Consider the following 21887-nt stretch of genomic DNA (forward strand, 5'->3'; position numbering starts at 1 on the left):
CGAGGCACGGGCGAGGCACGGGCGCGAGGCACGGGCGAGGCACGGGCGCGAGGCACGGGCGAGGCACGGGCGCGAGGCACGGGCGAGGCACGGGCGCGAGGCACGGGCGAGGCACGGGCCAAGACCACAGCACGGGCAAGGCGGGGCGGGTGCCGAGCCAAGGCGGGGACACGGGCCAGGGCCGGGGCATCGGAGGCCGGGCATGCCAGTCGGCACCGGGCGCGGGCGGTCCACACCGGGCGTGGGGTTGGCGCGGTGCCGGGCAGGACTGAGACGAAGCTGTCACGGTGTCGCCCCTGGCGTCTTCGTCCCCGAGGCGCGACGATGACCCGGGAAATCCCCGCCTGCTCCCCCGTAGACGACTTGGGAGAACAACCATGAGTCAACCGCGCTCGCGCGGTCGGGCCGTGCTGCGTCACCTCGCCGCGCCGGCCCTCGCCTTGGCCGTCGTGGCCAGCCTGCCCATCACCAGCCGCGCCACCACGCAGCCGGTCGACGCCGCCCCCGGGGCCGGCCTCGCCCCGGTCGCCGTCTCGTACGCCATCGCGACGGGCGGCGAGGTCAAGGGCCAGTTCCTCAGTTACAACGACTTCCACGGCGCGATCGACCCGCCCGGCGGCAGTGGCGCCACCGTCAACGGCACCCCGGCCGGTGGGGTGGAGTACCTCGCCACCTGGCTGAAGAAGCTGCGCACCGAGGCGAAGGCCGAGGGTCGGGTCACCACCACCGTCGGCGCGGGTGACCTGATCGGGGCCTCCCCGCTGGTCAGCGCCGCGTTCCACGACGAGCCCACCATCGAGCTGATGAACCAGGTCGGCCTGGACATCAGCTCGGTCGGCAACCACGAGTTCGACGAGGGCGTCAACGAGCTGCTCCGGATCGACAAGGGTGGCTGTCACCCGGTCGACGGCTGCCAGGACGGCGACGGCTTCAAGGGCGCGAAGTTCACCTACCTCGCCGCCAACACCATCAACAAGAAGACCAAGCTGCCGATCCTGCCCCCGATCGACGTCAAGTTCGTCGGCGGCGTGCCGGTCGGCTTCGTCGGGGTCACCCTGGAGGGCACCCCGGGCATCGTCAACCCGGCCGGCATCAAGGACGTCACCTTCGCCGACGAGGTCCAGACCGCCAACAAGTGGGGCGGCCTGCTCAAGCTCTTCGGTGTCAAGGCGATGGTCCTCCTGGTGCACGAGGGTGGCACGCAGTCCGCGCCACCGACCACCCCGGGTGTCTCCGACTGTGCCAACTTCTCCGGCCCGATCGTGGACATCGTGAAGGGCCTGCGGCCGGAGTTCGGCGTGGTGGTCTCCGGGCACACCCACCGCTTCTACTCCTGCTCGCTGCCGAACTCCTCGGGCAAGCCGAGCGTGGTCACCAGCGCCGGCAACAACGGCCAGTTGGTCACCGACATCGACTACTCGCTGGACCGCCGTACCGGCCGGTTCACCGGCATCACCGCGAAGAACGTGATCGTGGAGAACGGCGTACGCAACGCCGACGGCAGCTGGCAGCAGACCGGCGGCGTGTTCGCCAAGAACCCGGCCCTGGTCGACGCGGGCGCGAAGGCGCTGGCCGACAAGTACCGGACGGCCGTCGCCCCGATCGCCAACCGGGTGGTCGGGAAGATCAGCGCGGACATCGTCCGGGACGCCAAGCCCAACGGGGAGAGCCCGATGGGTGACGTGATCGCCGACGCGCAGCTGGCGTACACGAAGGGCGACGGGGCGCAGCTCGCGCTGATGAACCCCGGTGGCGTCCGGGCCTCCCTGTCGTACGGGGCCGCGGCCGGTGGTGAGGCCCCGGGCGAGGTGACCTACGGCGAGGCGTTCACCGTGCAGCCGTTCAACAACCTGGTGGTCACCCAGACGTTCACCGGCGCGCAGCTCAAGAACGTGCTGGAGCAGCAGTTCGTCGGCTTCAACGGGCAGACCGCCCAGCGCATCCTCCAGCCGTCGGCCGGGTTGACCTACTCGTACGACAGCACCGCGCCGGCCGGCTCGCGGGTCAGCGCACTGACCCTCAACGGCACCCCGATCGACCCGGCGGCCAGCTACCGGGTCACCACGAACGACTTCCTCGCCAACGGTGGGGACGGGTTCACCGAACTGTCGGCCGGCACCGGCCGGACCACGGCACCCGGCTTCGACGTGGACGCCCTGGTGGCGTACCTGGGCGCCGGGGAACCGGTTGCCCCGACCGCGGCCGACCGCATCACCCGCCTCGGCTGACCGGGTCGGAGGGGCCCTGGTCATCGCACCTGCGTGCGGTGGGAAGGGGCCCCTCCGGCCCGGTAGCCGGGTCTGCTTGCGCGGACCGGCCCCCGGTCGGCATACTCGATGGCGTGATCGATCGGCGTTCCTACTTTTGCTACGGCACCGGGAGTCCGGCTGCCGTGGGTCGCGCCTGATCGACAGGACCTACGAAAGCCCCGGGCTCGGAGAGCCCGGGGCTTTTTCGTCCCGGGATCCGAACACCGGGCCCGAGACCCGAGGGGTACGACGATGATGACTGACGTGGTGGAGTCCAGCGATGGCCTCGCGCAGCATGACGACCCGGCCGAGGCCGACCCGACGGGGGCCGACCCGACCGGAGCCGCTGCTGCCCGTACCGGCACCGGTGACACGGCGGCGGCCGAGCGGATCGTGGCGATCAGGGAACGGATCGACGAGATCGACCGCACCCTCATCGCGCTCTGGCAGGAGCGCGCGGCGCTCTCCCAGGAGGTCGGGGTGACCCGGATGGCCTCCGGAGGCACCCGGCTGGTGCTCTCCCGGGAGCGGGAGATCCTGGAACGGTTCCGCCGGGAGTTGGGGGCCGACGGCACCCAACTGGCGCTGCTGCTGCTGCGGGCCGGACGCGGGCCGCTGTAACCACGCACCACGGCGCAGGCGGGGCCGACAGCACGGCCAGAGCCACGACGCGGGCAGGCCAGCCAGCACCGGCCAGGGCCACGGCGCGGGCAGGCCAGCACGGCCAGGCCGGCCAACGGTCAGGGGACACCAGCGGGCCGGACCAGCCAGCGGTCAGGCCAGCCAGCGGGGGCGGCGGACCGGCCGGAAACGACGGACCGCCTGCCGCCGTCGGGCTGACGGTGGCAGGCGGTCCGGGTGTCTCACACCTCGTGGGTGGCGACGATCTCCCGCTTCTCGGCGAAGTGGCAGGCGCTCGGGTGGTCCGAGCCGGACCGGATCTCCAGCAACGGTGGCTGCTCGGCGCAGACGTCCTGCGCCTTCCAGCACCGGGTACGGAACCGACAGCCCGACGGCGGGCTGATCGGGGAGGGCACGTCACCGGTGAGCCGGATGATCGCCTTGTTGTCCCGCAGCGTCGGGTCCGGCACCGGCACCGCCGACAGCAGCGCCTGGGTGTACGGGTGGGTCGGCCGCTCGTAGATCTCGTCCTCGGTGCCGATCTCCACGATCTTGCCGAGGTACATCACCGCGACCCGGTCGGAGAGGTGCCGCACCACCGACAGGTCGTGGGCGATGAAGACGTACGACAGGCCCAGCTCGCTCTGGAGCTGCTCCAGCAGGTTCATCACCTGTGCCTGGATCGAGACGTCCAGGGCGGAGACCGGCTCGTCGCAGACGATCACCTCGGGACGCAGGGCGAGCGCGCGGGCGATGCCGATGCGCTGCCGCTGGCCGCCGGAGAACTGGTGCGGGTACCGGTGGATGTGCTCCGGGTTGAGGCCCACCAGGTCGAGCAGTTCCTTGACCTTGTCCCGGCGGCTGCCCTTCGGCGCCACCTCCGGGTGGATCTCGAACGGCTCACCGATCAGGTCACCGACCGTCATCCGCGGGTTCAGCGAGGTGTACGGATCCTGCATCACCAGCTGGATCTGCCGGCGCAGCCGCCGCAGCGCGCCACCGGAGAGCTTGGAGATGTCCTGGCCCTTGTAGTGCACCGTGCCGGCGGTCGGCTTCTCCAGGTTCATCAGGACCCGGCTCAGCGTCGACTTGCCACAGCCCGACTCGCCGACCACGCCCAGCGTCTCGCCGGCCCTCAGGTCGAACGAGACGCCGTCGACCGCCTTGACCTGACCGATGGTCTTCTTGAGGACGATGCCCCGGGTGACCGGATAGTGCTTGACCAGGTCACGGACTTCGATGATGTGCTCAGTCACGGTTCACCAGCTCCTCGGCGAAGTGGCAGGCGCTGGCCCGGCCGGTGCCGATCTGCAGCAACGGGGGGAGCTCCTCGCGGCACACCGGCTGCGCCATCGGGCAACGCGGGTTGAACGGGCAGCCCGGCGGGATGTTCATCAGGTTCGGCGGGAGGCCCTTGATGGTCCGGAGCTGCTGCCCCTTCTCGTCCATCCGGGGGATCGAGTTGAGCAGACCGTGGGTGTACGGGTGCCCCGGCTTGGCGTACAGGTCGTGGACGTCGGCTTCCTCGACGATCCGGCCGGCGTACATGACCGCGATCCGGTCCGCGACGTCGGCGACCACGCCGAGGTCGTGGGTGATCAGGACCATGCCCATCCGGCGCTCCCGCTGGAGTTCGCCGAGCAGGTCCATGATCTGGGCCTGCACGGTCACGTCCAGCGCGGTGGTCGGCTCGTCCGCGATCAGCACCTCCGGGTCCAGCGCCAGCGACATCGCGATCATCGCGCGCTGCCGCATACCGCCGGAGAACTGGTGCGGGAAGTTGCTGAACCGGCCCTTGGCGTTCGGGATCTTGACCTGGTCGAGCATCTCGATCGCGCGCTTCTTGGCGTCCGCGCGGCTCATCCCGCGTCGGACCCGGAACTGCTCGGCGATCTGGAACCCGACGGTGAAGACCGGATTCAACGCGGAGAGCGAGTCCTGGAAGATCATCGCGATGCCCTCGCCACGGATGCGACGGCGCTCCTCGGCGGACATGGTGAGCATGTCCTTGCCGTGGAAGCGGACCTTTCCGCCGGTGACGAAGCCGGGCGGCGTGTCCAGGATGCCCATGATGGTCTGCGCGGTGACGCTCTTGCCGGAGCCGGACTCGCCGAGCACGGCGAGGGTCTCCCCCGCGTCGACGTGGTACGTGACTCCGTTGATGACCTTGGCGACGCCGTCCCGGGTACGGAACTCCACCCGCAGGTCGTCGACCTCGAGCAGCCGACCCGAGGGGGGGCCGGATCCGTCGGCGCCGGGCGCGGACTGCTCGGAAACGAGAATCTCGGACAACTCAGTTCCCCTATCGGAGCTTCGGGTCGAGGGCCTCGCGGACGGCCTCGCCGAGCATGACGAAGCTCAGCACGGCGGTGACGAGGAACGCGGAGGGGAAGAAGAGCAGGTTGGGCGCGACTCGGATGTAGTTCTGCGCCTCACTGATCATGATGCCCCAGGACACGACCGGGCTCTTCAGGCCGACGCCCAGGAAGGAGAGCGTCGCCTCGGCGCCGATGAAGGAGCCGACCATGATCGTCCCGTACACCAGCAGCGGAGCCAGGCAGTTCGGCAGCAGGTGCTTGAGGATGATCCGCCCGGTCCCCGCGCCCAGCGCGCGAGCCGCCATGATGTAGTCGGCTTCCTTGGTGGACAGCACCGAGGAGCGCATCAGCCGCATCACGACCGGCCAGCTCAGCAGCACCAGCGAGGCGATGACCAGGCCCATGATCTTCCACTTGCTGTTGCTCGTCCCGGACCCGTTGAACGTGGTCAGGATGACGATCGCACCGAGCACGAACGGCAGGCCGAAGAAGACGTCGGCGATCCGGGAGAGCAGCGCGTCCACCCAGCCGCCGCGGTAGCCGGAGACGACACCCATCAGGCCACCGAAGAACAGCGTGCCGATCACGGACAACAGCGCCACCACGATGGAGGCGCGGGCCCCGTAGATGACCCGGGCGTAGACGTCGCGGCCCTGCACGTCGTAGCCGAACCAGGCGGTCGACGACGGCTTGCCCAGGCTGTTGGTGAGGTTGCCGTTCACCGCGTCGCCGGTGCTGAACAGTGACGGGAAGGCCGCCATCACGATGAACACCACGATGAAGAAGGCGGGGATCCAGAACAGCGGCTTGCGGCGCAGGTCGCGCCAGGCGTCGCCGAGCAGACCGCGGGGCTTCTCCTTGCGGGCGCTCTCCGGCAGACCGGCGTCGGCGGGGGCACCGATCTGGCCCGGCTGCTCGGGGCGCGGGGTACTGACGATCGAGGCGGTGGAGGGGTCACTCATAGCGGATCCTCGGGTCCAGGGCGGCGTAGAGCAGGTCGACCAGCAGGTTCATCAGCAGGTAGACCAGCACCAGCACCACCACGATGGAGACAACGGTAGCGCTCTCCTTGGTGACGATCGACCGGTAGACCTGCCGGCCGATGCCGTTGATGCCGAAGATGCCCTCGGTGACGATCGCACCGCCCATCAGGGCACCGAGGTCGGTGCCGAGGAGGGTGACCACCGGGATCAGCGAGTTACGCAGCAGGTGCACCCCGACCACCCGGCGCATCGGCAGACCCTTGGCGATCGCGGTGCGCACGTAGTCGGCCCGCCGGTTCTCGGCGATGCTCGTCCGCGCCACCCGGGCGATGTACGCCGTCGATGCGCTGCCCAGCACGAAGCCGGGGATGATCAGCTCGGAAAGCAGCATGTCACTGGAGACGGTCGGCTTGACGATGCCCCACTGCACGCCGAAGAGCCACTGCAGCACGAAGCCGACCACGAAGACCGGCAGCGCGATCAGGAACAGCGTGGAGACCAGCACCAGGTTGTCCAGGAAACCGTTGCGACGCAGGCCGGTGAGCACGCCCGCGGTGAGGCCGATGCCCGCCTCGATGACCAGCGCCACCAGGGCGAGCTTCAGCGTGTTGGGGTACGCCGTCGCGATGATGTCGTTGATCGACTGGCCGCTGAACGTCTGCCCGAAGTCGCCCTTGAGGAGGTTCTGCATGTAGATCGCGTACTGGACGAAGACGTTCTCGTCGAGGTGGTACTTGGCCGTCATGAAGTCGATGTAGTTCTGCGGGCATCTCCGCTCGCCGCACTTGCCCGCGAACGGGTCACCCGGCACGGCCCAGACGAGCGCGTAGATCAGGAAAGTGGTGCCGATGAACACCGGCACGAGTTGGAGCAGCCGTCTCAAGAGATAGCGGCCCATGGGGTGGTCCTCCAGACAGGGGGCGCGTCGGACGGCCGACACGGGGTGACAACGTGCGAGGCGGATGTGGTGACATCTTCTCGCGGAACTGCCCCGAGTCGGGCCCGCCGGATGTGGCGAGCCCGACCCGGGGTCAGCGCGAACGGATCAGAGCTCGACCGAGGAGAGGTCCAGCTCACCGACGTTGTTCAGCTCGATCTTCTTGATCTTCTCCGAGTGGCCGGACTGCTGGCCGTAGAAGTAGATCGGGATGGTCGGGACGTCAGCGTCGACCTTCTTGAGGACCTCGGCGAACTGCTGGTGCGAGGCCTCCAGGCTCGGCGCGCCACTGGCGGCCTTGGCGCCGGCGTCGACCTCGGGGTTGTTGTAGAGGCCGTCGTTGGAGGAGCCACCCTTGACGAAGAGCGGGTTCACCCAGTTCTCGATGTCCGGGTAGTCCTGCTGCCAGGCAGCCCGGTACGGGCCCTTCATCGAGTGGGCGTCGATGTTCTGGCGGAACACCGCGAAGGTCGGGATGCCCTCGGCCCGAGCCTCGATGCCGAGGTTGGTCTTGACCTGCTGGGCAACGGCCTCCATCCAGTCCTTGTGGCTGGAGTCGGCGTTGTAGTAGAAGACCATCTCACCGGTGAAGCCGCCGGCCTCGGTCAGCAGCTGCTTCGCCTGGGCGGCGTCGAACTTGCAGGAGGTGCAGTTGCCGGCCGGGGCGCCCGGGGTGAGCGGGTTGGCCCAGCTGTCGGCCGGCTTGCGGGTGCCGAAGAAGATCTTGTCCGAGATGTCCTGCCGGTTGATCGCCAGGGAGACGGCGCGACGCAGCTTCGGGTCCTGGAAGCGCTTGTCGTAGATCGGGAACGCGATGAACGCGGTCGTCGGGGTGACCGTGCTCAGGGCCCGGGCGCCCAGGTCGGCCTTGTACTTCTCGCCGGCCAGCGCCGAGGTGGGGATCGACTCCAGGAAGTCCAGGTTGCCCGAGAGCAGGTCCGCGTAGGCGGCGTTCTCGTCCTGGTACAGCTTGACGTTGACGTCCTTGACCTTGACCTTGTCGCGCAGGTTGTAGTCGTCGAAACGCGTCAGCTTGATCGAGACGTTGTCTTCCCAGGAAACGAACTTCACCGGGCCGTTGGCGATCGGCTTCTTGCCGAACTCTTCCGGCTTCTGGGTGAAGAACACGTCCGGCAGCGGCATGAAGGCGCTGTAGCCGAGCTTGGTCGGGAAGACCGCGGTCGGCGCGGACAGGGTGACCTCGAAGGTCTGGTCGTCGACGACCTTCAGGCCGGACATCTCCTTGGCAGCCGGCTCCGGGGCCTTCTTCGGGCCGTCGTCGTCCGGGTCCACCGAGGTGACCTGGTCGTAGCCGGCGATGTCGGCGAAGAAGCTGCCGTTCGCCGCACCGTTCGGGCTGTAGGCGGCCCAGTTCCAGGCCTTGACGAAGCTCTCCGCCTTCACCTCGGTACCGTCGTGGAACTTGGTACCCTTCTTGATCTTGATGGTGAAGACCTTGGAGTCCTTGGTCTCGATGGACTCGGCCAGCGCGTTGCGCGGGGCGCTACCGTCGTTCGGGTACTCGACCAGGCCGGTCCACAGGTCGTCAATGATCTTGCCGCCACCGGTCTCGGTGGTGTTCGCCGGAACCAGCGGGTTCTGCGGCTGGACGCCGTGGATGGTGATCGCACCGTCCGCGGTCGCGGCGGAGTCGCTCTCGCCGCCGCCGTCACTGCTGGAGCAACCGCTGACGACCAGCGCGGCGGCCATGCCGACCGCGATGGCGCCGGTTGCCCGGTTCGAGACTCTCATTCCGAGGGGCCTCCTCTTTCTAACCAGTTCCGTCGTGGGTTTCACGCACGTGTGGGGGTGACACCGCCGACGACCTCGTTGTCGCAGGTCATCGGTTTACCGCAGAGAAATCGGGACACCCCAGGGGGACCGATCCGCCGGGCCACCCCACCTCCCGCGCTCGACGCCACGCAGGCTCGACGGCCACGCGCGTGCTCAGCAGCGGTTTCGTGGCAGGCGGGACGTGCGGAGCGCCTCGCTTCGAGGGTGAGGTGCTGCAACTGTGACACCCACTGGCCCATTACGTGAAGGTGCCGTTATCAAGCCGTTAGTCGGGTGCCGCGTAGCCGATACTTGAGAAAAGATCATGAGTTGCCCCGGTCGTACCGCTCTGAGCAGGAAAGACAGCAAGTCAGCTCGGCCAGGTCGCGACCGCGCAGTGAGCGGTGTGAGCTTCCCCGCCGCCCGGTCGACGCGTGGCGGACGTCCACCGAGCGTTGGCCGATTTTGCCCATCCGGATGATGGCCTGTTCGTCCGGGCGGAGAAAAGTCCCAGCCGGGCGGCCGACGACATCCAGCTCGCACCACCGATCGGACCACCAGAGGTCGACGAAGACCCGGCCCGGCGTCCGGAGACGGGCCGGCCCCGGCACCATCGGGTGCCGGGGCCGGAGTATCCCGTTCGTCAGACGGTGAAGCGGACCTTGCGACGGCGGACCAGCAGCACGGCCACCGCGCCGAAGGCGAGCAACGCCAGCCCGGCCAGGGCGGCCATCGCGATCGGCGATCCGGTCAGCGGCAGTCCGCCGCCGCTGCTGGCCGGCGAGGTCGACGGCGCCGGGCTGACCGGCGGCGACGAGGACTCCGCCGGGGCGGACGGCGACGGTGACGGCGAGTCTGTTGACGGTGACGGCGACCCGGACGGCGAGACCGACGGCGAGACCGACGGCGACGGCGACGCGGGGGCGGCGGCGAAACTCGCCGCCGCGGCGGCGGTGACCGAGGTCCCGGTGCTCCCACCCAGGATCAGCTTCTGCTTCGCGTTCTTGCCGCCGGAGAAGAGGAAGACCCGACCGAAGGAGACCGAGTCCTGGGCGGAGACGGTCACGGTGACCCGGCCGGCGGCGGTGGCGGTCAGCCAGAACCGGCCGCCGTTGGTGGTCGTGCCGACCGGACGGCCCTCGGCGTCGACGGCGGTCCCACCGTCGACCTTCACCGCGATCTCCCCGGCCGGCCCGTGCACGGTGAACGGTCCGGCCCGACCGCCGGTGGTCGCGGTGGCGGACGCCGGGTCGAGGCTCAGCTCGGCCTTCGGCTCCGGCTGGTCGGTGGCGTTCTTCACCAGGTAGTCGTGGACCCGCCGGATCACGTCGTACTCGGCGGCGGCCGTCAACCCACGCTCCCAGTCGCCCAGGACGATGCCGTCGCTGAAGTGCCAGACGGCGGTCTGGGTGCCGAAGTAGAGCAGCGTGTCGCGCCGGGAGTCGGGCAGCCCGCCGGGCAGGGTGGCCCCGGCCGCGGCGAGCAGCTTCGCCCGGTCGGCGTTGGGGTAGCCGTGGGTGAGCACCCACTGCACCTTGCCGAGGTTCTTCACCTCCGACTGGCCCCAGGTGCCCTCGGCGTACTCGCCGTTACGGGCCACCGGGGTGTGGAAGTCGATGCAGAAGACCGGCACGGTGCCGTCCTTCAGCTCCAGGGCCAGCGCCGAGGTCTGCTGCGCCCGGCCGTCCAGCTTCAACGTGACGCGGGTGTCCGGCACCGCCCGCGCCACACCCTTCGTGACCGTCTCGGCAGCGGCCGGACCGGCTGCGGCGAGCACCAGCGCGCCACCGGTGACGAGCGCCGCGGCGAGCCCCGCCCAGCGTCGTCCTCGTTCTCCGAACATCAGTTCCGTGCACCTCTCCCCAGGGGTAGGCCCGCTCCCGGCGGGCCTGCGTGCGTCGCCGTCCCGCGGGGTCGTGACACCACCCGCTCGCGTGAAGGCGACGGGGCATTATGCGACACGAATTGATCTCTTGTCAGCCCCTGGGGCGATGCTCCCGGAATGAGTGGTGTCAGACGAGTCGCCGGTCCGCCGCCCAGCGGGACAACTCGTACCGGTTGGACATCTGGAGCTTGCGCAGCACGTTCGACACGTGCGTCTCGACCGTCTTGATCGAGATGAACAGCTCCTTGGCGATCTCCTTGTACGCGTACCCCCGGGCGAGCAGGCGTAGCACCTCGCGCTCCCGGTTGGTGAGCTGGTCCAGTTCGGGGTCGGCGACCGGGGCGTCCGGACGGGCCGCGAAGGCGTCCAGCACGAAACCGGCCAGCCGGGGACTGAACACGGCGTCACCGTCGGCGACCCGGCGGATCGCGTCGGTCAACTCACCCGGGGAGATGGTCTTGGTGACGTAGCCACGGGCACCGGCCCGGATCAGCCCGATCACGTCCTCGGCTGCGTCGGACACGCTCAGGGCCAGGAACTTCACCTGCGGGTGGCTACGGCGCATCGCGTCCAGCACCGCCCGGCCACCACCATCGGGCATGTGGACGTCGAGCAGCACCACGTCCGGCCCGGTCGCGGCGATTCGGGCGACCGCCTCGGCCACCGTGCTCGCCTCCCCCACCACCTCGACGTGCGAGCCCAACTCGGCCCGTACTCCGGCCCGGAACATCGCGTGGTCGTCGACGAGGAAGACCCGCAACCGCTCCACCCGGTCCTGCGCGCCGGGCACCGGCTCCATCTGCTGCTCCGCCATCTCAGCTGTCCCTTTCCGCTGTGGAGCCGGTGCCGGTGATCGACAGCATCAACCGGACCTCCGTCCCCTCCCCGGGCTCGGAACGGATCTCCGCCCGGCCACCGTGCCGCTTCATCCGTCCGATGATCGATCCTCGGACGCCGTGCCGGTGATCCTCTACGGTATCCGGGTCGAAGCCCTTCCCCCGGTCCCGGACGAAGACGCTCACCTGCTCCGGCTCGACCTCGGCGTAGAGCGACACCGTCTGCACCCCGGCGTGGCGGGCCGCGTTGACCAGCGCCTCCCGGGCCGCCGCCACCAGCGCACCCACCCGTTCGTCGGTCTCCCGGTCACCCACCACCACCGCCTCGACGGTGATCGCGAAGGTGTCCTCCACCTCTGCGGCAGCCTGCTCCAGCGCCGCCGCGAACCGCTCGGTCGGTGAGGCGGTGGGCTTGTAGAGCCAGTTGCGCAACGACCGCTCCTGGCCCCGGGCGAGTCGCTGCACCGTCTTGACGTCGCTGGCGTTGCGCTGGATCAGGGCGAGGGTGTGCAGCACCTGGTCGTGCACCATGGCGGCCAGCTCGGCGCGCTCCTGCTCGCGGATGCGCCCCTCGCGTTCCGCGCGGAGCTGGTTCCACGTGCGCCACAGCACCGGGGCGGCCACCACCCCGACGCCGGCCAGCCCGACCAAAGCGAAGATCACGCCGTTGATCACCGCGTCGAGGTTCTGCACCGGGGAGTAGACCGCCGCCACCCCGATGATGCCGACGGCGACCAGCAGCGCGCCGCCGGCGAAGCGGAGCAGGAAGGCCCGCCGGTCGCTCTCCTCCACCACCGCGCCGAGCCACGGCACCGGCATCGACCCACCCCACTGCCGGCGGCGCTCCGGCGCGGACTGGTGCCAGATCACTCCGGCGCCGACCGCGATGATCGCCACCAGCCAGCCGGCGGTGCCCGCCGCGCCGACCGAGTCGAAGACCATCACCTGGACCAGCAGCACACCGAGCCCGATCGCCACGAACGGCAACAGCTGCCCGGGGTCACGCCGGGGCGGCGTGGCGGTGTCACCCGGCCGCAACGGCACCACCGCCCAGAACGCCGCATACAGCAGCAGCCCCAGACCACTGAGCCCGAGCAGCACCATGAACGCGACGCGTACCCGCAGCACCGAGATGCCGAGGTGGTCGGCGATGCCGGCGGCCACACCGGCGGCCAGCCGGTGCTCGGGCGCCCGGTAGAGGCGGGGCGGCGGCGGGGTCACGACGCTGATCGGAGGCTCCCTGGTCACGGTGGGTGGCGAGCGGTCACCTGGAGTACGGTGCCGCTCCGATCGTCACACGTGAGGGACAGTCCCGACCACGGGGACGCCCCCGACATCCGCCCGCCGGGATCTCAGGGTGGGGTCAGGGTCGGTTCCGGAGGCAGCTCGGCCCGACGACGCAGCAGGATCGAGTCATGACCGAGGATCCTGCCCCGCCGCCGTACCCTCCGGTGGCCGCACCGGGCGGTACGCCGCCGCCCGCATCCGCCGCCGGGCCGGCCTCGACGGCGCCCACGGCGCCCACGGGGGGCGACGACGCACCGCCACCGCCCGGTGGGTACCCCCCGCCATCCGGAGGAGCCAGCTTCACCTCACGGTACGGCCTGGTGCGGCCCCGCGACGGCCGCTACCTGGCCGGGGTCTGCGCGGCGATCGGCCGGGCCAGCAACACCGACCCGGTGCTGTGGCGGGTACTGCTCGCCGTGCTCGGGTTCTTCGGCGGGGTCGGCATCCTGGTCTACGTGGCCGCCTGGTTGATCATCCCGGGTGAGGGAGACAGCGCGTCCCCGCTGGAGTCGATGCTCGGCCGGGGTCGGTCGAGCATGTCCCCGATCACCGTGATCGTGCTGACCATCCTGGTCGCGGTCGGCTTCGGGTACATCGTCACCGACGCGTTCCGGGCGGTGCTGCTGGGTGCGGCGATCCTCGTCGGCGGCGCGCTGCTGCTCAACCGGGAGAGCCGACCCGGTGCCCCGGCCGCCGGTCCACCGCCCGGACCGGTACCCCCGACCGGCTACCCGGCACCCGCCCCGTTCACCCCGGCGGCGCCCGCCGCACCGTTTCCGCCGTTCCCCCCGGGGGGTGCCGGGGAACCGGCGGCGTGGCCGCCGGCGACCCGTACCGGGGAACCGGTGGGCTGGCCGCCGGCGACCCGTACCGCCCCGTTGCCGGCCTGGCCACCAACCCGGCCGATGGAGATCATGACGACCCGGGCCGAGGCACCGGACTGGCCCCCTCACGCACCGGTGACCGGTGGGCCCGCCGCCACCCCGGTGGCCGTTCCACCGCTGGCGGATACCGGCTACCGGCCGCCGTTCGCGCCGCACGGCCCGTACGCCGGGGGAGGTCCGCCGCCGGCTCCGCCCACACCCCGGAGCAAGCCGCCAAAGAAGCCGAAGGAGCGGTCGGCACTAGGTGCGGTGACCTTCTCGTTGATCTTCCTGGTCCTCGGTGTGGTCGCTTTCCTGGACCTGCTGGACGTCCTCCCGATCAGCGCGGCCGGCTACTTCGCGGCGGTGCTCGCCACCATCGGCCTCGGGCTGCTGGTCGGCACCTGGTTCGGCCGGGCCCGCTGGCTGATCGCCCTCGGTCTGGTCGCCGCCGCCGCCCTCGGGGTCGCCGCCGTCGCCGAGTCCTACGACCGGGTCCGTGGCGTCGACGGGGCGGTGACCTGGGCGCCGTCCAGCTACCGGGAACTCGCCGACCGCTACGAGAACAGCTTCGGCGACGCGACCCTGGACCTGCGGGCGGTGGACTTCGCCGAGCGGGACACCGACCTCACCGTGGTGGTCAACCTCGGTGCGGCCACCATCGTGGTGCCGCCGAACGTGGACGTCACCGCGGTGACCAACGTCAAGGCCGGGGAGGCCACCGTCTTCGGGCGACGTAGCGCCGGGCTGGAGGGACAGGCACGGCAGCTCACCGACCTTGGTCCGGACGGGGCCGGCGGCGGCACCCTGCGGCTCACCGTCCACGTCAACGCGGGCAACCTGGAGGTGACCCGGTGAAGGTCCATCGCACCGATCTGGTGTCGTTCGCCTTCGGACTGCTCTTCGTCGGACTCGCCCTCTGGTGGCTGCTCGCCCAGATCCTCGGGTTGGCCCTGCCTGCGGTGGGCTGGTTCCTGGCCGGCGCGTTGGTGCTGATCGGGCTGCTCGGCCTGGTCGGTGCGGTGCGGTCGGCCCGCAACCCGGACCAGCAGGCACCGGCCGCAGGCGGCGCGGCCACCCTCGTGCCGACCGGCCCGTTGAGCGGGGGCGACGAGCGGACCGACTGGCAGGACACCGCCGAGCTGCACCTCGGCAGCCCGAAGACGGCCGAGGAGGGCCAGGATGACGAGGAGGGCCAGGAGTCCGAGCAGGACGAGGAGGACGGGCAGGACGACGAGCGGCGGACGACGAGCGACCCGGTGACCGGTCCACCCGGCACCCCACCACAGCCGTCCCGCTGACCGCACCGATGCCGGCGGTGCCCGGCGGCTCGTATGCTGGCCGGGGAGATCCCGCCTCCGCCGGCCGACCCACGTCGTCGGGCCCGCCGGTGGCCGCGCACCAGGTGGCCCGGCACCGGCCCGGGTGCGCCTCGTCCGAGGCACCCGAGGCGGTCCCGCCGCGACGTCCGTCTCTACCCCGTCAGGAGTCCGCCCGACATGACCCAGTCCCCCGCCGTGCGCCCCCCCGGTCCGCCCGGTCCGGTCCGCATCGGCGAGCGTGCCGCCCGTACCCTCGTCGCCGAACTCGCCCGACGCAACGACCCGAAGGCCGCCCTGCTGGTGGGCGCGACCCCCGGAGCCGCGGTCCTCGCCGCGGCGATCGACGCGCTGCTGCCGGGCGACACGCTGACCGTCGTGCCCGGCCCGACGACCGACGCCGCCGCGCTGCGCGAACACGTGACGGCCCAGGGCCGCTGGGTCGCCGACCGGGTACGGGTGGTCGACTCCCTCGCCGAGGCGGACGCCGCCGAGCTGGTCATCGCCGCCGAGCCGTTCACCGGGACCGGCGAGGAGACCCGCGACACCATCGACGGCCTCACCAAGTACCTGGCCGACGGCGCGGTGCTGAGCGTCGCCGCCCCGGTGTTCCGTACCGAGGGGGCCGCCGCCGAGCTGGACCGGCACGGCGTGCTGCACGGCGTCCGCACCGACCTGGTGCTGCGCAACTCCCCGCCGGTCCGGGTGCACCACCTGCGGTTCACCCCGGCCAGCGCCGCGTCCGCTGCCCAGCTCGCCCCGGCGTACCGGCCGTCGAGCGTGCCGCTGACCCGGGGCATGCACATCGACTCGAACGGGGTCGCGGCGGCCGGCATCGCGCTCGGCCTGGCCGCGGTCGCCCGGATCGCCCGGCCGAAGTCGAAGCTGTGGCTGGTGCCGGCGCTCGCCGCCGCCCCGGTGGCCGCGTTCTTCCGCGACCCGCAGCGGGATGTGCCGGAGGACCCCTCGGCCGTGGTCGCCGCAGCGGACGGCCAGGTGCTGTCGGTGCAACGACTGCACGACGAGCGGTTCGGCGACGGTGAGTGGCTGCGGATCGCGGTCTTCCTGTCGGTGCTGGACGTGCACGTCAACCGCGCGCCGGTGGCCGGCAAGGTGGTGGACTACTTCGTCGCCGACGGCGGCTTCGTCAACGCGATGAAGCCGGACGCCGAGCACAACGTCGCCGCGTACACGGTGCTGGACACCGCGCACGGCACGGTGGTGGTGGCGCAGCGGACCGGGCTGATCGCCCGACGGATCGTGCAGCGGGCGCCGGTGGGGGCGCTGCTGGCCCGGGGGGAACGGTTCGGGCTGATCCGATTCGGCTCCCGTACCGACGTCTACCTGCCGGCCGATGCCGCCGAGCCGCTGGTCGGCCCCGGCGACAAGGTGGTCGGCGGTTCCTCGGTCATCGCCCGCTGGAGCTGAGTCGACGCCGACACGAACAGGGGCGCCGCGGTCGCGGCGCCCCTGTTGCGTTGCTGCGGACGGATCAGGCGGTGCGGCGCTGGTGCAGCCAGAGCAGCGGCCCGCTGACCAGGTAGCCCACCACCACGAGGGCGAAGGTGAGCCGGATGTCGACCAGCGCGCCGACGGCCGGGGCCAGCCAGAGCCACGGCGGCAGCTTGACCAGCCGGGCCAACTTGGCGTACGGGAAGCTGGAGACCATCGCGAAGGCGAGCAGCGCCACCCCGCCGATCTGCACGATCGCCGGCAGCGGCAGCCCGATGGCGACGGTGAGCGCGAGCACCGCCGCCGCCATGGTGGTCGGTACGCCGCAGAAGAACCGGCCGTCCTTCGGCGAGACGTTGAACCGGGCGAGCCGGATCGCGGCGCAGGACGCGACGAGCGCCGCGGCGACCGCCGCGGCGGCGGTGGGGGCCGACCCGGCGAGCGAGGCGTAGACCACCACCGGGGCGGCGAGGCCGAAGGAGCACATGTCCGCCAGCGAGTCCATCTGGGCGCCGAACGGGCTGGCCACGCCGAACTTCCGGGCGAGCGCGCCGTCGAGACCGTCGAAGACGACGCAGGCGATCAGCAGGAGCGCCGCGATCCGGGTCTCACCGGTCATGGCGACGAAGATGGCGTTGATGCCGAGCACCAGGCTGGCCAGGGTGCAGGCGTTGACCAACGCGAACTTCATCCGGCGGGCGGGGGTGCGCGCGCCGGGGAGCAGCGGGATCGCCATCGCCGACGACTCGTCGACCGGTGTGGCGGGGGCCAGGGCCGGGCTGACCGGCACGACCGCCTCGATCTCGGCGCGGTCGAGGGTGACCGCCCGACGGTCGAAGCCGTACCGGCGACGCTGGCGGTTGACGCGGTGCTCGGGAAGGACCAGGTCGGTGCCGTTGAGCTGGTCACCGTCACCGTCCCGGCGACCTACCCGGACCAGCAGCACCTGGCGGGCGAATGTGCTGCTGCGGCGCAACGGGCCCGCCCAGCGACGCCCTGCGGGGCGCGGACTGTCAGTCGTACGACGCCGGCGCCATGGGGCTCTCGGCACGTTTCCTCCATCACCGGATCGGCTTGCCGCCCGTGCGGGCGGGTGTCCGGCTTGTCTCGTGCCGGACCGCTCTTGGCCCGGCAGCCGTTCAAGCGGAGTACACCATTGCACAGGGGCCTGGTGGTTGGCGATAGCTGCCGGCGGTACTTATATCTCCCTTAAACCGCGCAAACCGCTCTCTTATTCCCATCTTGGGCTTCATCGCCCATTTTCTTCGCCAACCTCACGTCCGACTCTACCGGAGCCCCCATCACCCGGCTCGTCGAGCGAGTGCCATCCGACCGTTCGTCCGGTTGCCAGGGAGGCCACGTCGGTCATCGACAGGCCGCTGAGCTGCGAAGGCGTAAACCAGGCGGCGCTCGCCGTCGACCCGCCGGCCTGCTCGGTCACCACCGGCTCGCCGGGCTCGTCGACCAGCACCCGATAAACCACCCGCACTCCGTGCCAGTCCAGTGGACGCCCCTCGGGGCCAATCGCGGCCGGATTGTGCAGATTGTCGGCCAGAATCAGCCGGTCGACCCGGCCCTGTTGGCCCGATTCCTCGACCAGTTCCCGTAACAGACCGTCGACCGGCTGCTCACCGTGATCGGTGCCGCCGCCGGGCAGGTGCCACCTGCCGGCACCCGGATAGCCGGGCGCGATCATCGTGAGCAGCACCCGCTCGTCGGGATCGGTGACCAGGCCGTACGCCGCGAACCGCTGCCGCCGGTCGCCCGACGAGGCCGACCCGGCCGACTGCTCCGGCCCCGCCGACTGCTCCGGCCCGGCGGGCAGTTCCGGGGGCAGGCCGGCGACCAGCGGCGGGACGGGCAGACCGAGCAGCTCGGCGGTGAACGGCATCAACGGCAGCGCCGCCGCCTCCCGCGCGGTGCACCAGCCCAGCTCGTCGACGCCGCAGTCCAGCCCCCGGCGGAGCCGGCCGCCCCGGACCGTGACGTCGAACACCAGTCGGTCGGTGTGCACCGACACGTCGGCGTCCCCGACGCGGGAGTCGACCAGATCGGCGACGGCGGCACGCAACCCGGTCACGGCGACGCTCAGCCCGGTCTCCACGGCGACCTCCCGGACCACGGTGGCGGCCGGATGCTCCGCGTGCGGCACGCCCCCGCCCGGCAGTCGCCAGACCCCCGGGAAGGGGCCGGTCGCCGCCCCACGCGCCAGCAGCACCCGGCCGTCGTCGTCCACGCACCAGCCGTACGCCGCGATCCGTCGTCGCTCCCGCACGTCATCCTCCCCCGTCGGCCCGCCCCGTCGATCATGAGGCTAGCGGTCGACCGACCGGGTCGGATGCCGTCGCAGCGTCACGCCGGGGACCGCCACGGGCCCGCCGGGGCGACCCCCGTCAGGTGAGCCGGGCGGCCTGCACCGCCTCGGCGGTGACCTCGGTGAGCCGGTCGGTGGGCAGGGCGCCCAACTCCTCCCGGGCGAACCAACGGGCCTCACAGGTGGAGCCGCCCACGTCGGTGACGGTCGGCGGGGCGGGCTGGTCGACCATCACCCGGTAGAAGGCCCGGACGCCGTGCCAGTCGATCGGGTAGCCCTCCGGGCCGAGCGAGGCGGCATCCCGGTGACTGGCCACCCCGAGCAGCTCGACCAACCGGCCGGTCTGCCCGGTCTCCTCGACCAGTTCCCGGATCAGCGCCGCGCCCGGCTGCTCGCCGTAGTCGGTGCCACCGCCGGGCAGGTGCCAACAGCCCGCGCCCGGGTAGCCGTCGGAGACCCGGGTGAGCAACACCCGGCCCGCCGGATCGGTGGCCACCGCGTACGCGGCGAAGCGCTGCGCCCGGTGCAGCCCGTCCGGGCCGGGCACCGCGTAGAAGGAGGGGAACTCGGGGGCCTCGTCGGGCACCACGTCGGCCGAGGAGGCCGGCAACCCCAGGGCACGGGCGGTGAAGGCCCGCAGCGGCAACTCCCGCGCCTCGTCGAGGGTGTACCAACGGGCCAGGTCGGTGGAGCGGTCGACCCGGTCGGTGAGGGTGCCACCACGCACCGAGACCTGGTAGATCAGGCGGTCGGTGTGGATGGTGATGCGCCGCTCGGGCAGGGCGCGCATGTCGGCCAGGACGTCCGCCAGGCCGGCGACGGCGACCGAGAGGCCCGTCTCGGCGGCGGTCTCCCGGACGACGGTGTGGTTCGGGTCCTCGCCGTGGTCGACCGCCCCACCGGGCAGGGACCATACGCCGGGTGTGCCGGAGCGCTCCGATGCGCGGACCAGCAACACTCGGCCGACTGAATCAGCACAGACTGCATATGCCGCGATCCTGCGGAGCGGCTCCAGCAAGGTGGTCACGGAGCCAAATTCTCCCCTTACTGCGTTACCAGTGCGGAAAAGAGTCGGATTCCTGACTCATGGCTGGCTCCTCAGGGATCGATCAGGGTAGGCATCCGGGCGGTCACCGAGGTCGTGGTGCCCGCCGAAGCGGACCGTGGAGACATGACCTCGACGAGCACCCCCCACGCCCCGTACAAGCAACTCCGCCGGCCGACCACCGACCGGATGGTGGCCGGCGTCGCCAGCGGTCTCGGCCGCTACTTCGCCGTCGACCCCACCCTGGTCCGGGTGGTGTTCGCGGTGGCGACCCTGGTCACCGGCGGCGTCGCCGCGCTGGCGTACCCGATCATGTGGTTCCTGATGCCGGAGGAGCCGGCCGACGCCCCGGCCTGGCCGCACCCGACGCCGCAGGCGCAACCGCCGATGCCGACGATGCCGCAGCCGCCGGTGTCCGGCTGAGGCCGAACCCCGCTCACTCCCACTCGATGGTGCCCGGCGGCTTGCTGGTCACGTCCAGGACCACCCGGTTGACCTCGGCGACCTCGTTGGTGATCCGGGTGGAGATCCGGGCCACCACCTCGTAGGGCAGCCGGGACCAGTCGGCGGTCATCGCGTCCTCGCTGGAGACCGGGCGCAGCACCACGGGATGCCCGTAGCTGCGCCCGTCACCCTGCACCCCGACGCTGCGCACGTCGGCCAGGAGCACCACCGGGAACTGCCAGACACCCCGGTCCAGGCCGGCGGCCGTCAGCTCCTCCCGGGCGATCAGGTCGGCTTGGCGCAGCAGCGCCAACCGCTCCCGGTCGACCGCGCCGATGATCCGGATGGCCAGGCCCGGCCCGGGGAACGGGTGCCGCCAGACCATCGCCTCGGGCAGGCCGAGCTGGAGACCGAGCGCCCGGACCTCGTCCTTGAACAGCGTGCGCAGCGGCTCGACCAGGGCGAACTTCAGATCCTCCGGCAGGCCGCCGACGTTGTGGTGACTCTTGATGTTGGCGGTGCCGGTGCCGCCGCCGGACTCCACCACGTCCGGGTAGAGGGTGCCCTGCACCAGGAACTCGACGTCGCCGTGCGCGGCGACCTCCCGGGCGGCGGCCTCGAAGACCCGGATGAACTCCCGGCCGATGATCTTCCGCTTCTGCTCCGGGTCGGTCACCCCGGCCAGCGCGCCGAGGAACCGCTCGGCCGCGTCGACCACCTTCAGCTTGATGCCGGTGGCCGCGACGTAGTCCTTCTCCACCTGCTCGGCCTCGCCGGCCCGCAGCAGACCGTGATCGACGAAGACACAGGTGAGCTGGTCACCGACCGCCTCGTGCACCAGCGCGGCGGCGACCGCCGAGTCGACCCCGCCGGACAGGCCGCAGATGACCTCCTTGTCGCCGACCTGGGCCCGGATCCGGGCCACCTGCTCGTCGATGATGTTCTGCGGCGTCCAGGTGGGCGCGATGCCGGCGATGTCGTACAGGAAGCGCCGGAGCATCTCCTGGCCCTGGGCGGTGTGCCCGACCTCGGGGTGGAACTGCACGCCGGCCCGGCGGCCGGCCAGGTCCTCGAAGGCGGCGACCGGGGCGCCCGCCGACTCGGCGGTCACCGTGAAGCCCTCGGGCGCCTCGGTCACCGCGTCGCCGTGGCTCATCCAGACCGGCAGGTCGGCCGGCAGGTCCCGCAGGAGCACACCCGGGTCGAGCAGGCGGGGACGCAGCGGGGTGCCACCGTACTCACGGTTGCCGGTCCGCGCGACCGTGCCGCCGAGCGCCTGGGCCATCGCCTGGAAGCCGTAGCAGATGCCGAAGACCGGCACGCCCGCGTCGAACAACCCGGCGTCGATCTGCGGGGCGTCCGGGGCGTAGACGCTGGACGGGCCGCCGGACAGGATGATCGCGGCCGGGTCCTTCGCCAGCATCTCGGCGACCGGCATGGAGTGCGGGACGATCTCCGAGTAGACCTTCGCCTCGCGCACCCGGCGCGCGATGAGCTGGGCGTACTGGGCTCCGAAGTCCACCACGAGGACGGGGCGAGGCGTGCTCATGTGCGCAAAGCC

General features: G+C 71.4%; 17 protein-coding genes and 1 pseudogene. 6 read left to right on the forward strand and 12 right to left on the reverse strand.

The window, feature by feature from the left end; all coding sequences use genetic code 11:
• Positions 1-377 precede the first annotated feature (377 nt).
• Both ACIG87_RS05655 and ACIG87_RS05660 read left to right on the forward strand, forming a co-directional pair.
• Positions 378-2228, forward strand: a complete 1851-nt coding sequence (locus ACIG87_RS05655) for a bifunctional metallophosphatase/5'-nucleotidase (protein ID WP_396848518.1) — start codon at positions 378-380, stop codon at positions 2226-2228.
• A 273-nt stretch (positions 2229-2501) separates the two neighbouring features.
• Positions 2502-2870 carry a chorismate mutase gene (locus ACIG87_RS05660; RefSeq protein WP_396848520.1) on the forward strand — a complete coding sequence of 123 codons (369 nt, stop codon included), beginning with the start codon at positions 2502-2504 and terminating at the stop codon, positions 2868-2870.
• A 242-nt stretch (positions 2871-3112) separates the two neighbouring features.
• On the opposite strand, the gene ACIG87_RS05665 is transcribed toward ACIG87_RS05660, so the two are convergent.
• The 8 genes from ACIG87_RS05665 to ACIG87_RS05700 form a co-directional block, all read right to left on the reverse strand.
• The gene (locus ACIG87_RS05665) at positions 3113-4126 is read right to left on the reverse strand and encodes an ABC transporter ATP-binding protein (protein WP_396848522.1); all 1014 of its coding nucleotides are present in this window, start codon (positions 4124-4126) and stop codon (positions 3113-3115) included.
• Positions 4119-5162, reverse strand: coding sequence for an ABC transporter ATP-binding protein (locus ACIG87_RS05670; RefSeq protein WP_396848524.1), 1044 nt, complete (start codon positions 5160-5162; stop codon positions 4119-4121). Before ACIG87_RS05670 ends, ACIG87_RS05665 begins: the two co-directional genes overlap by 8 nt.
• Positions 5163-5172: 10 nt before the next feature.
• A complete protein-coding gene (locus ACIG87_RS05675; protein ID WP_396848526.1) occupies positions 5173-6150 on the reverse strand; it encodes an ABC transporter permease in 978 nt (325 codons plus the stop codon).
• Positions 6143-7069 (reverse strand): ABC transporter permease, encoded by a 927-nt coding sequence (locus ACIG87_RS05680; RefSeq protein WP_396848527.1) that lies wholly within the window; start codon positions 7067-7069, stop codon positions 6143-6145. The genes ACIG87_RS05675 and ACIG87_RS05680 overlap by 8 nt, the downstream gene beginning before the upstream one ends.
• Positions 7070-7216: 147 nt before the next feature.
• A complete protein-coding gene (locus ACIG87_RS05685; RefSeq protein WP_396848529.1) occupies positions 7217-8860 on the reverse strand; it encodes an ABC transporter substrate-binding protein in 1644 nt (547 codons plus the stop codon).
• A 664-nt stretch (positions 8861-9524) separates the two neighbouring features.
• Positions 9525-10724 (reverse strand): thioester domain-containing protein, encoded by a 1200-nt coding sequence (locus ACIG87_RS05690; RefSeq protein WP_396848531.1) that lies wholly within the window; start codon positions 10722-10724, stop codon positions 9525-9527.
• Between the two features lie 169 nt (positions 10725-10893).
• Complete coding sequence (locus tag ACIG87_RS05695) at positions 10894-11580, reverse strand: response regulator (RefSeq protein WP_396848532.1); 687 nt, start codon at positions 11578-11580, stop codon at positions 10894-10896.
• A 1-nt stretch (position 11581) separates the two neighbouring features.
• The gene (locus ACIG87_RS05700) at positions 11582-12850 is read right to left on the reverse strand and encodes a PspC domain-containing protein (RefSeq protein WP_396848534.1); all 1269 of its coding nucleotides are present in this window, start codon (positions 12848-12850) and stop codon (positions 11582-11584) included.
• A 167-nt stretch (positions 12851-13017) separates the two neighbouring features.
• Here ACIG87_RS05700 and ACIG87_RS05705 point away from each other — a divergent pair, with 167 nt between their 5' ends.
• From ACIG87_RS05705 to ACIG87_RS05715, 3 genes and pseudogenes are all read left to right on the forward strand, one after another.
• Positions 13018-14610, forward strand: a complete 1593-nt coding sequence (locus tag ACIG87_RS05705) for a PspC domain-containing protein (RefSeq protein ID WP_396848536.1) — start codon at positions 13018-13020, stop codon at positions 14608-14610.
• A pseudogene (locus ACIG87_RS05710) lies at positions 14607-14858 on the forward strand (hypothetical protein); the annotation flags it as partial. The gene ACIG87_RS05705 and the pseudogene ACIG87_RS05710, both read left to right, overlap by 4 nt.
• 393 nt (positions 14859-15251) lie before the next feature.
• Positions 15252-16499 carry a phosphatidylserine decarboxylase gene (locus ACIG87_RS05715; RefSeq protein ID WP_396848538.1) on the forward strand — a complete coding sequence of 416 codons (1248 nt, stop codon included), beginning with the start codon at positions 15252-15254 and terminating at the stop codon, positions 16497-16499.
• Positions 16500-16563: 64 nt separating this feature from the next.
• On the opposite strand, the gene ACIG87_RS05720 is transcribed toward ACIG87_RS05715, so the two are convergent.
• The 3 genes from ACIG87_RS05720 to ACIG87_RS05730 form a co-directional block, all read right to left on the reverse strand.
• Positions 16564-17499, reverse strand: a complete 936-nt coding sequence (locus ACIG87_RS05720; protein ID WP_396848540.1) for a CDP-alcohol phosphatidyltransferase family protein — start codon at positions 17497-17499, stop codon at positions 16564-16566.
• A gap of 273 nt (positions 17500-17772) precedes the next feature.
• Positions 17773-18798 (reverse strand): NUDIX hydrolase, encoded by a 1026-nt coding sequence (locus ACIG87_RS05725; protein ID WP_396848542.1) that lies wholly within the window; start codon positions 18796-18798, stop codon positions 17773-17775.
• Positions 18799-18916: 118 nt separating this feature from the next.
• Complete coding sequence (locus ACIG87_RS05730) at positions 18917-19864, reverse strand: NUDIX hydrolase (RefSeq protein ID WP_396848544.1); 948 nt, start codon at positions 19862-19864, stop codon at positions 18917-18919.
• 144 nt (positions 19865-20008) lie between these two features.
• Here ACIG87_RS05730 and ACIG87_RS05735 point away from each other — a divergent pair, with 144 nt between their 5' ends.
• Positions 20009-20305 (forward strand): PspC domain-containing protein, encoded by a 297-nt coding sequence (locus ACIG87_RS05735; protein ID WP_396848546.1) that lies wholly within the window; start codon positions 20009-20011, stop codon positions 20303-20305.
• A gap of 13 nt (positions 20306-20318) precedes the next feature.
• Here ACIG87_RS05735 and guaA read toward each other — a convergent pair whose 3' ends face one another.
• Positions 20319-21875: a glutamine-hydrolyzing GMP synthase gene (gene guaA / locus ACIG87_RS05740; RefSeq protein WP_396848548.1), complete on the reverse strand. Its 1557-nt coding sequence runs from the start codon at positions 21873-21875 to the stop codon at positions 20319-20321.
• Positions 21876-21887: the final 12 nt, after the last annotated feature.

The organism is Micromonospora sp. NPDC051925, assembly GCF_044548625.1.
GTDB lineage: Bacteria > Actinomycetota > Actinomycetes > Mycobacteriales > Micromonosporaceae > Micromonospora.

Excerpts from the sequence above, each read along its gene's own strand:
- ACIG87_RS05655 (WP_396848518.1), top strand. The coding sequence starts at position 378 with ATGAGTCAACCGCGCTCGCGCGGTCGGGCCGTGCTGCGTCACCTCGCC.
- ACIG87_RS05660 (WP_396848520.1), top strand. The coding sequence starts at position 2,502 with ATGATGACTGACGTGGTGGAGTCCAGCGATGGCCTCGCGCAGCATGAC.
- ACIG87_RS05675 (WP_396848526.1), bottom strand. The coding sequence starts at position 6,150 with ATGAGTGACCCCTCCACCGCCTCGATCGTCAGTACCCCGCGCCCCGAG.
- ACIG87_RS05680 (WP_396848527.1), bottom strand. The coding sequence starts at position 7,069 with ATGGGCCGCTATCTCTTGAGACGGCTGCTCCAACTCGTGCCGGTGTTC.
- ACIG87_RS05685 (WP_396848529.1), bottom strand. The coding sequence starts at position 8,860 with ATGAGAGTCTCGAACCGGGCAACCGGCGCCATCGCGGTCGGCATGGCC.
- ACIG87_RS05690 (WP_396848531.1), bottom strand. The coding sequence starts at position 10,724 with ATGTTCGGAGAACGAGGACGACGCTGGGCGGGGCTCGCCGCGGCGCTC.
- ACIG87_RS05695 (WP_396848532.1), bottom strand. The coding sequence starts at position 11,580 with ATGGCGGAGCAGCAGATGGAGCCGGTGCCCGGCGCGCAGGACCGGGTG.
- ACIG87_RS05705 (WP_396848536.1), top strand. The coding sequence starts at position 13,018 with ATGACCGAGGATCCTGCCCCGCCGCCGTACCCTCCGGTGGCCGCACCG.
- ACIG87_RS05715 (WP_396848538.1), top strand. The coding sequence starts at position 15,252 with ATGACCCAGTCCCCCGCCGTGCGCCCCCCCGGTCCGCCCGGTCCGGTC.
- ACIG87_RS05735 (WP_396848546.1), top strand. The coding sequence starts at position 20,009 with ATGACCTCGACGAGCACCCCCCACGCCCCGTACAAGCAACTCCGCCGG.
- guaA (WP_396848548.1), bottom strand. The coding sequence starts at position 21,875 with ATGAGCACGCCTCGCCCCGTCCTCGTGGTGGACTTCGGAGCCCAGTAC.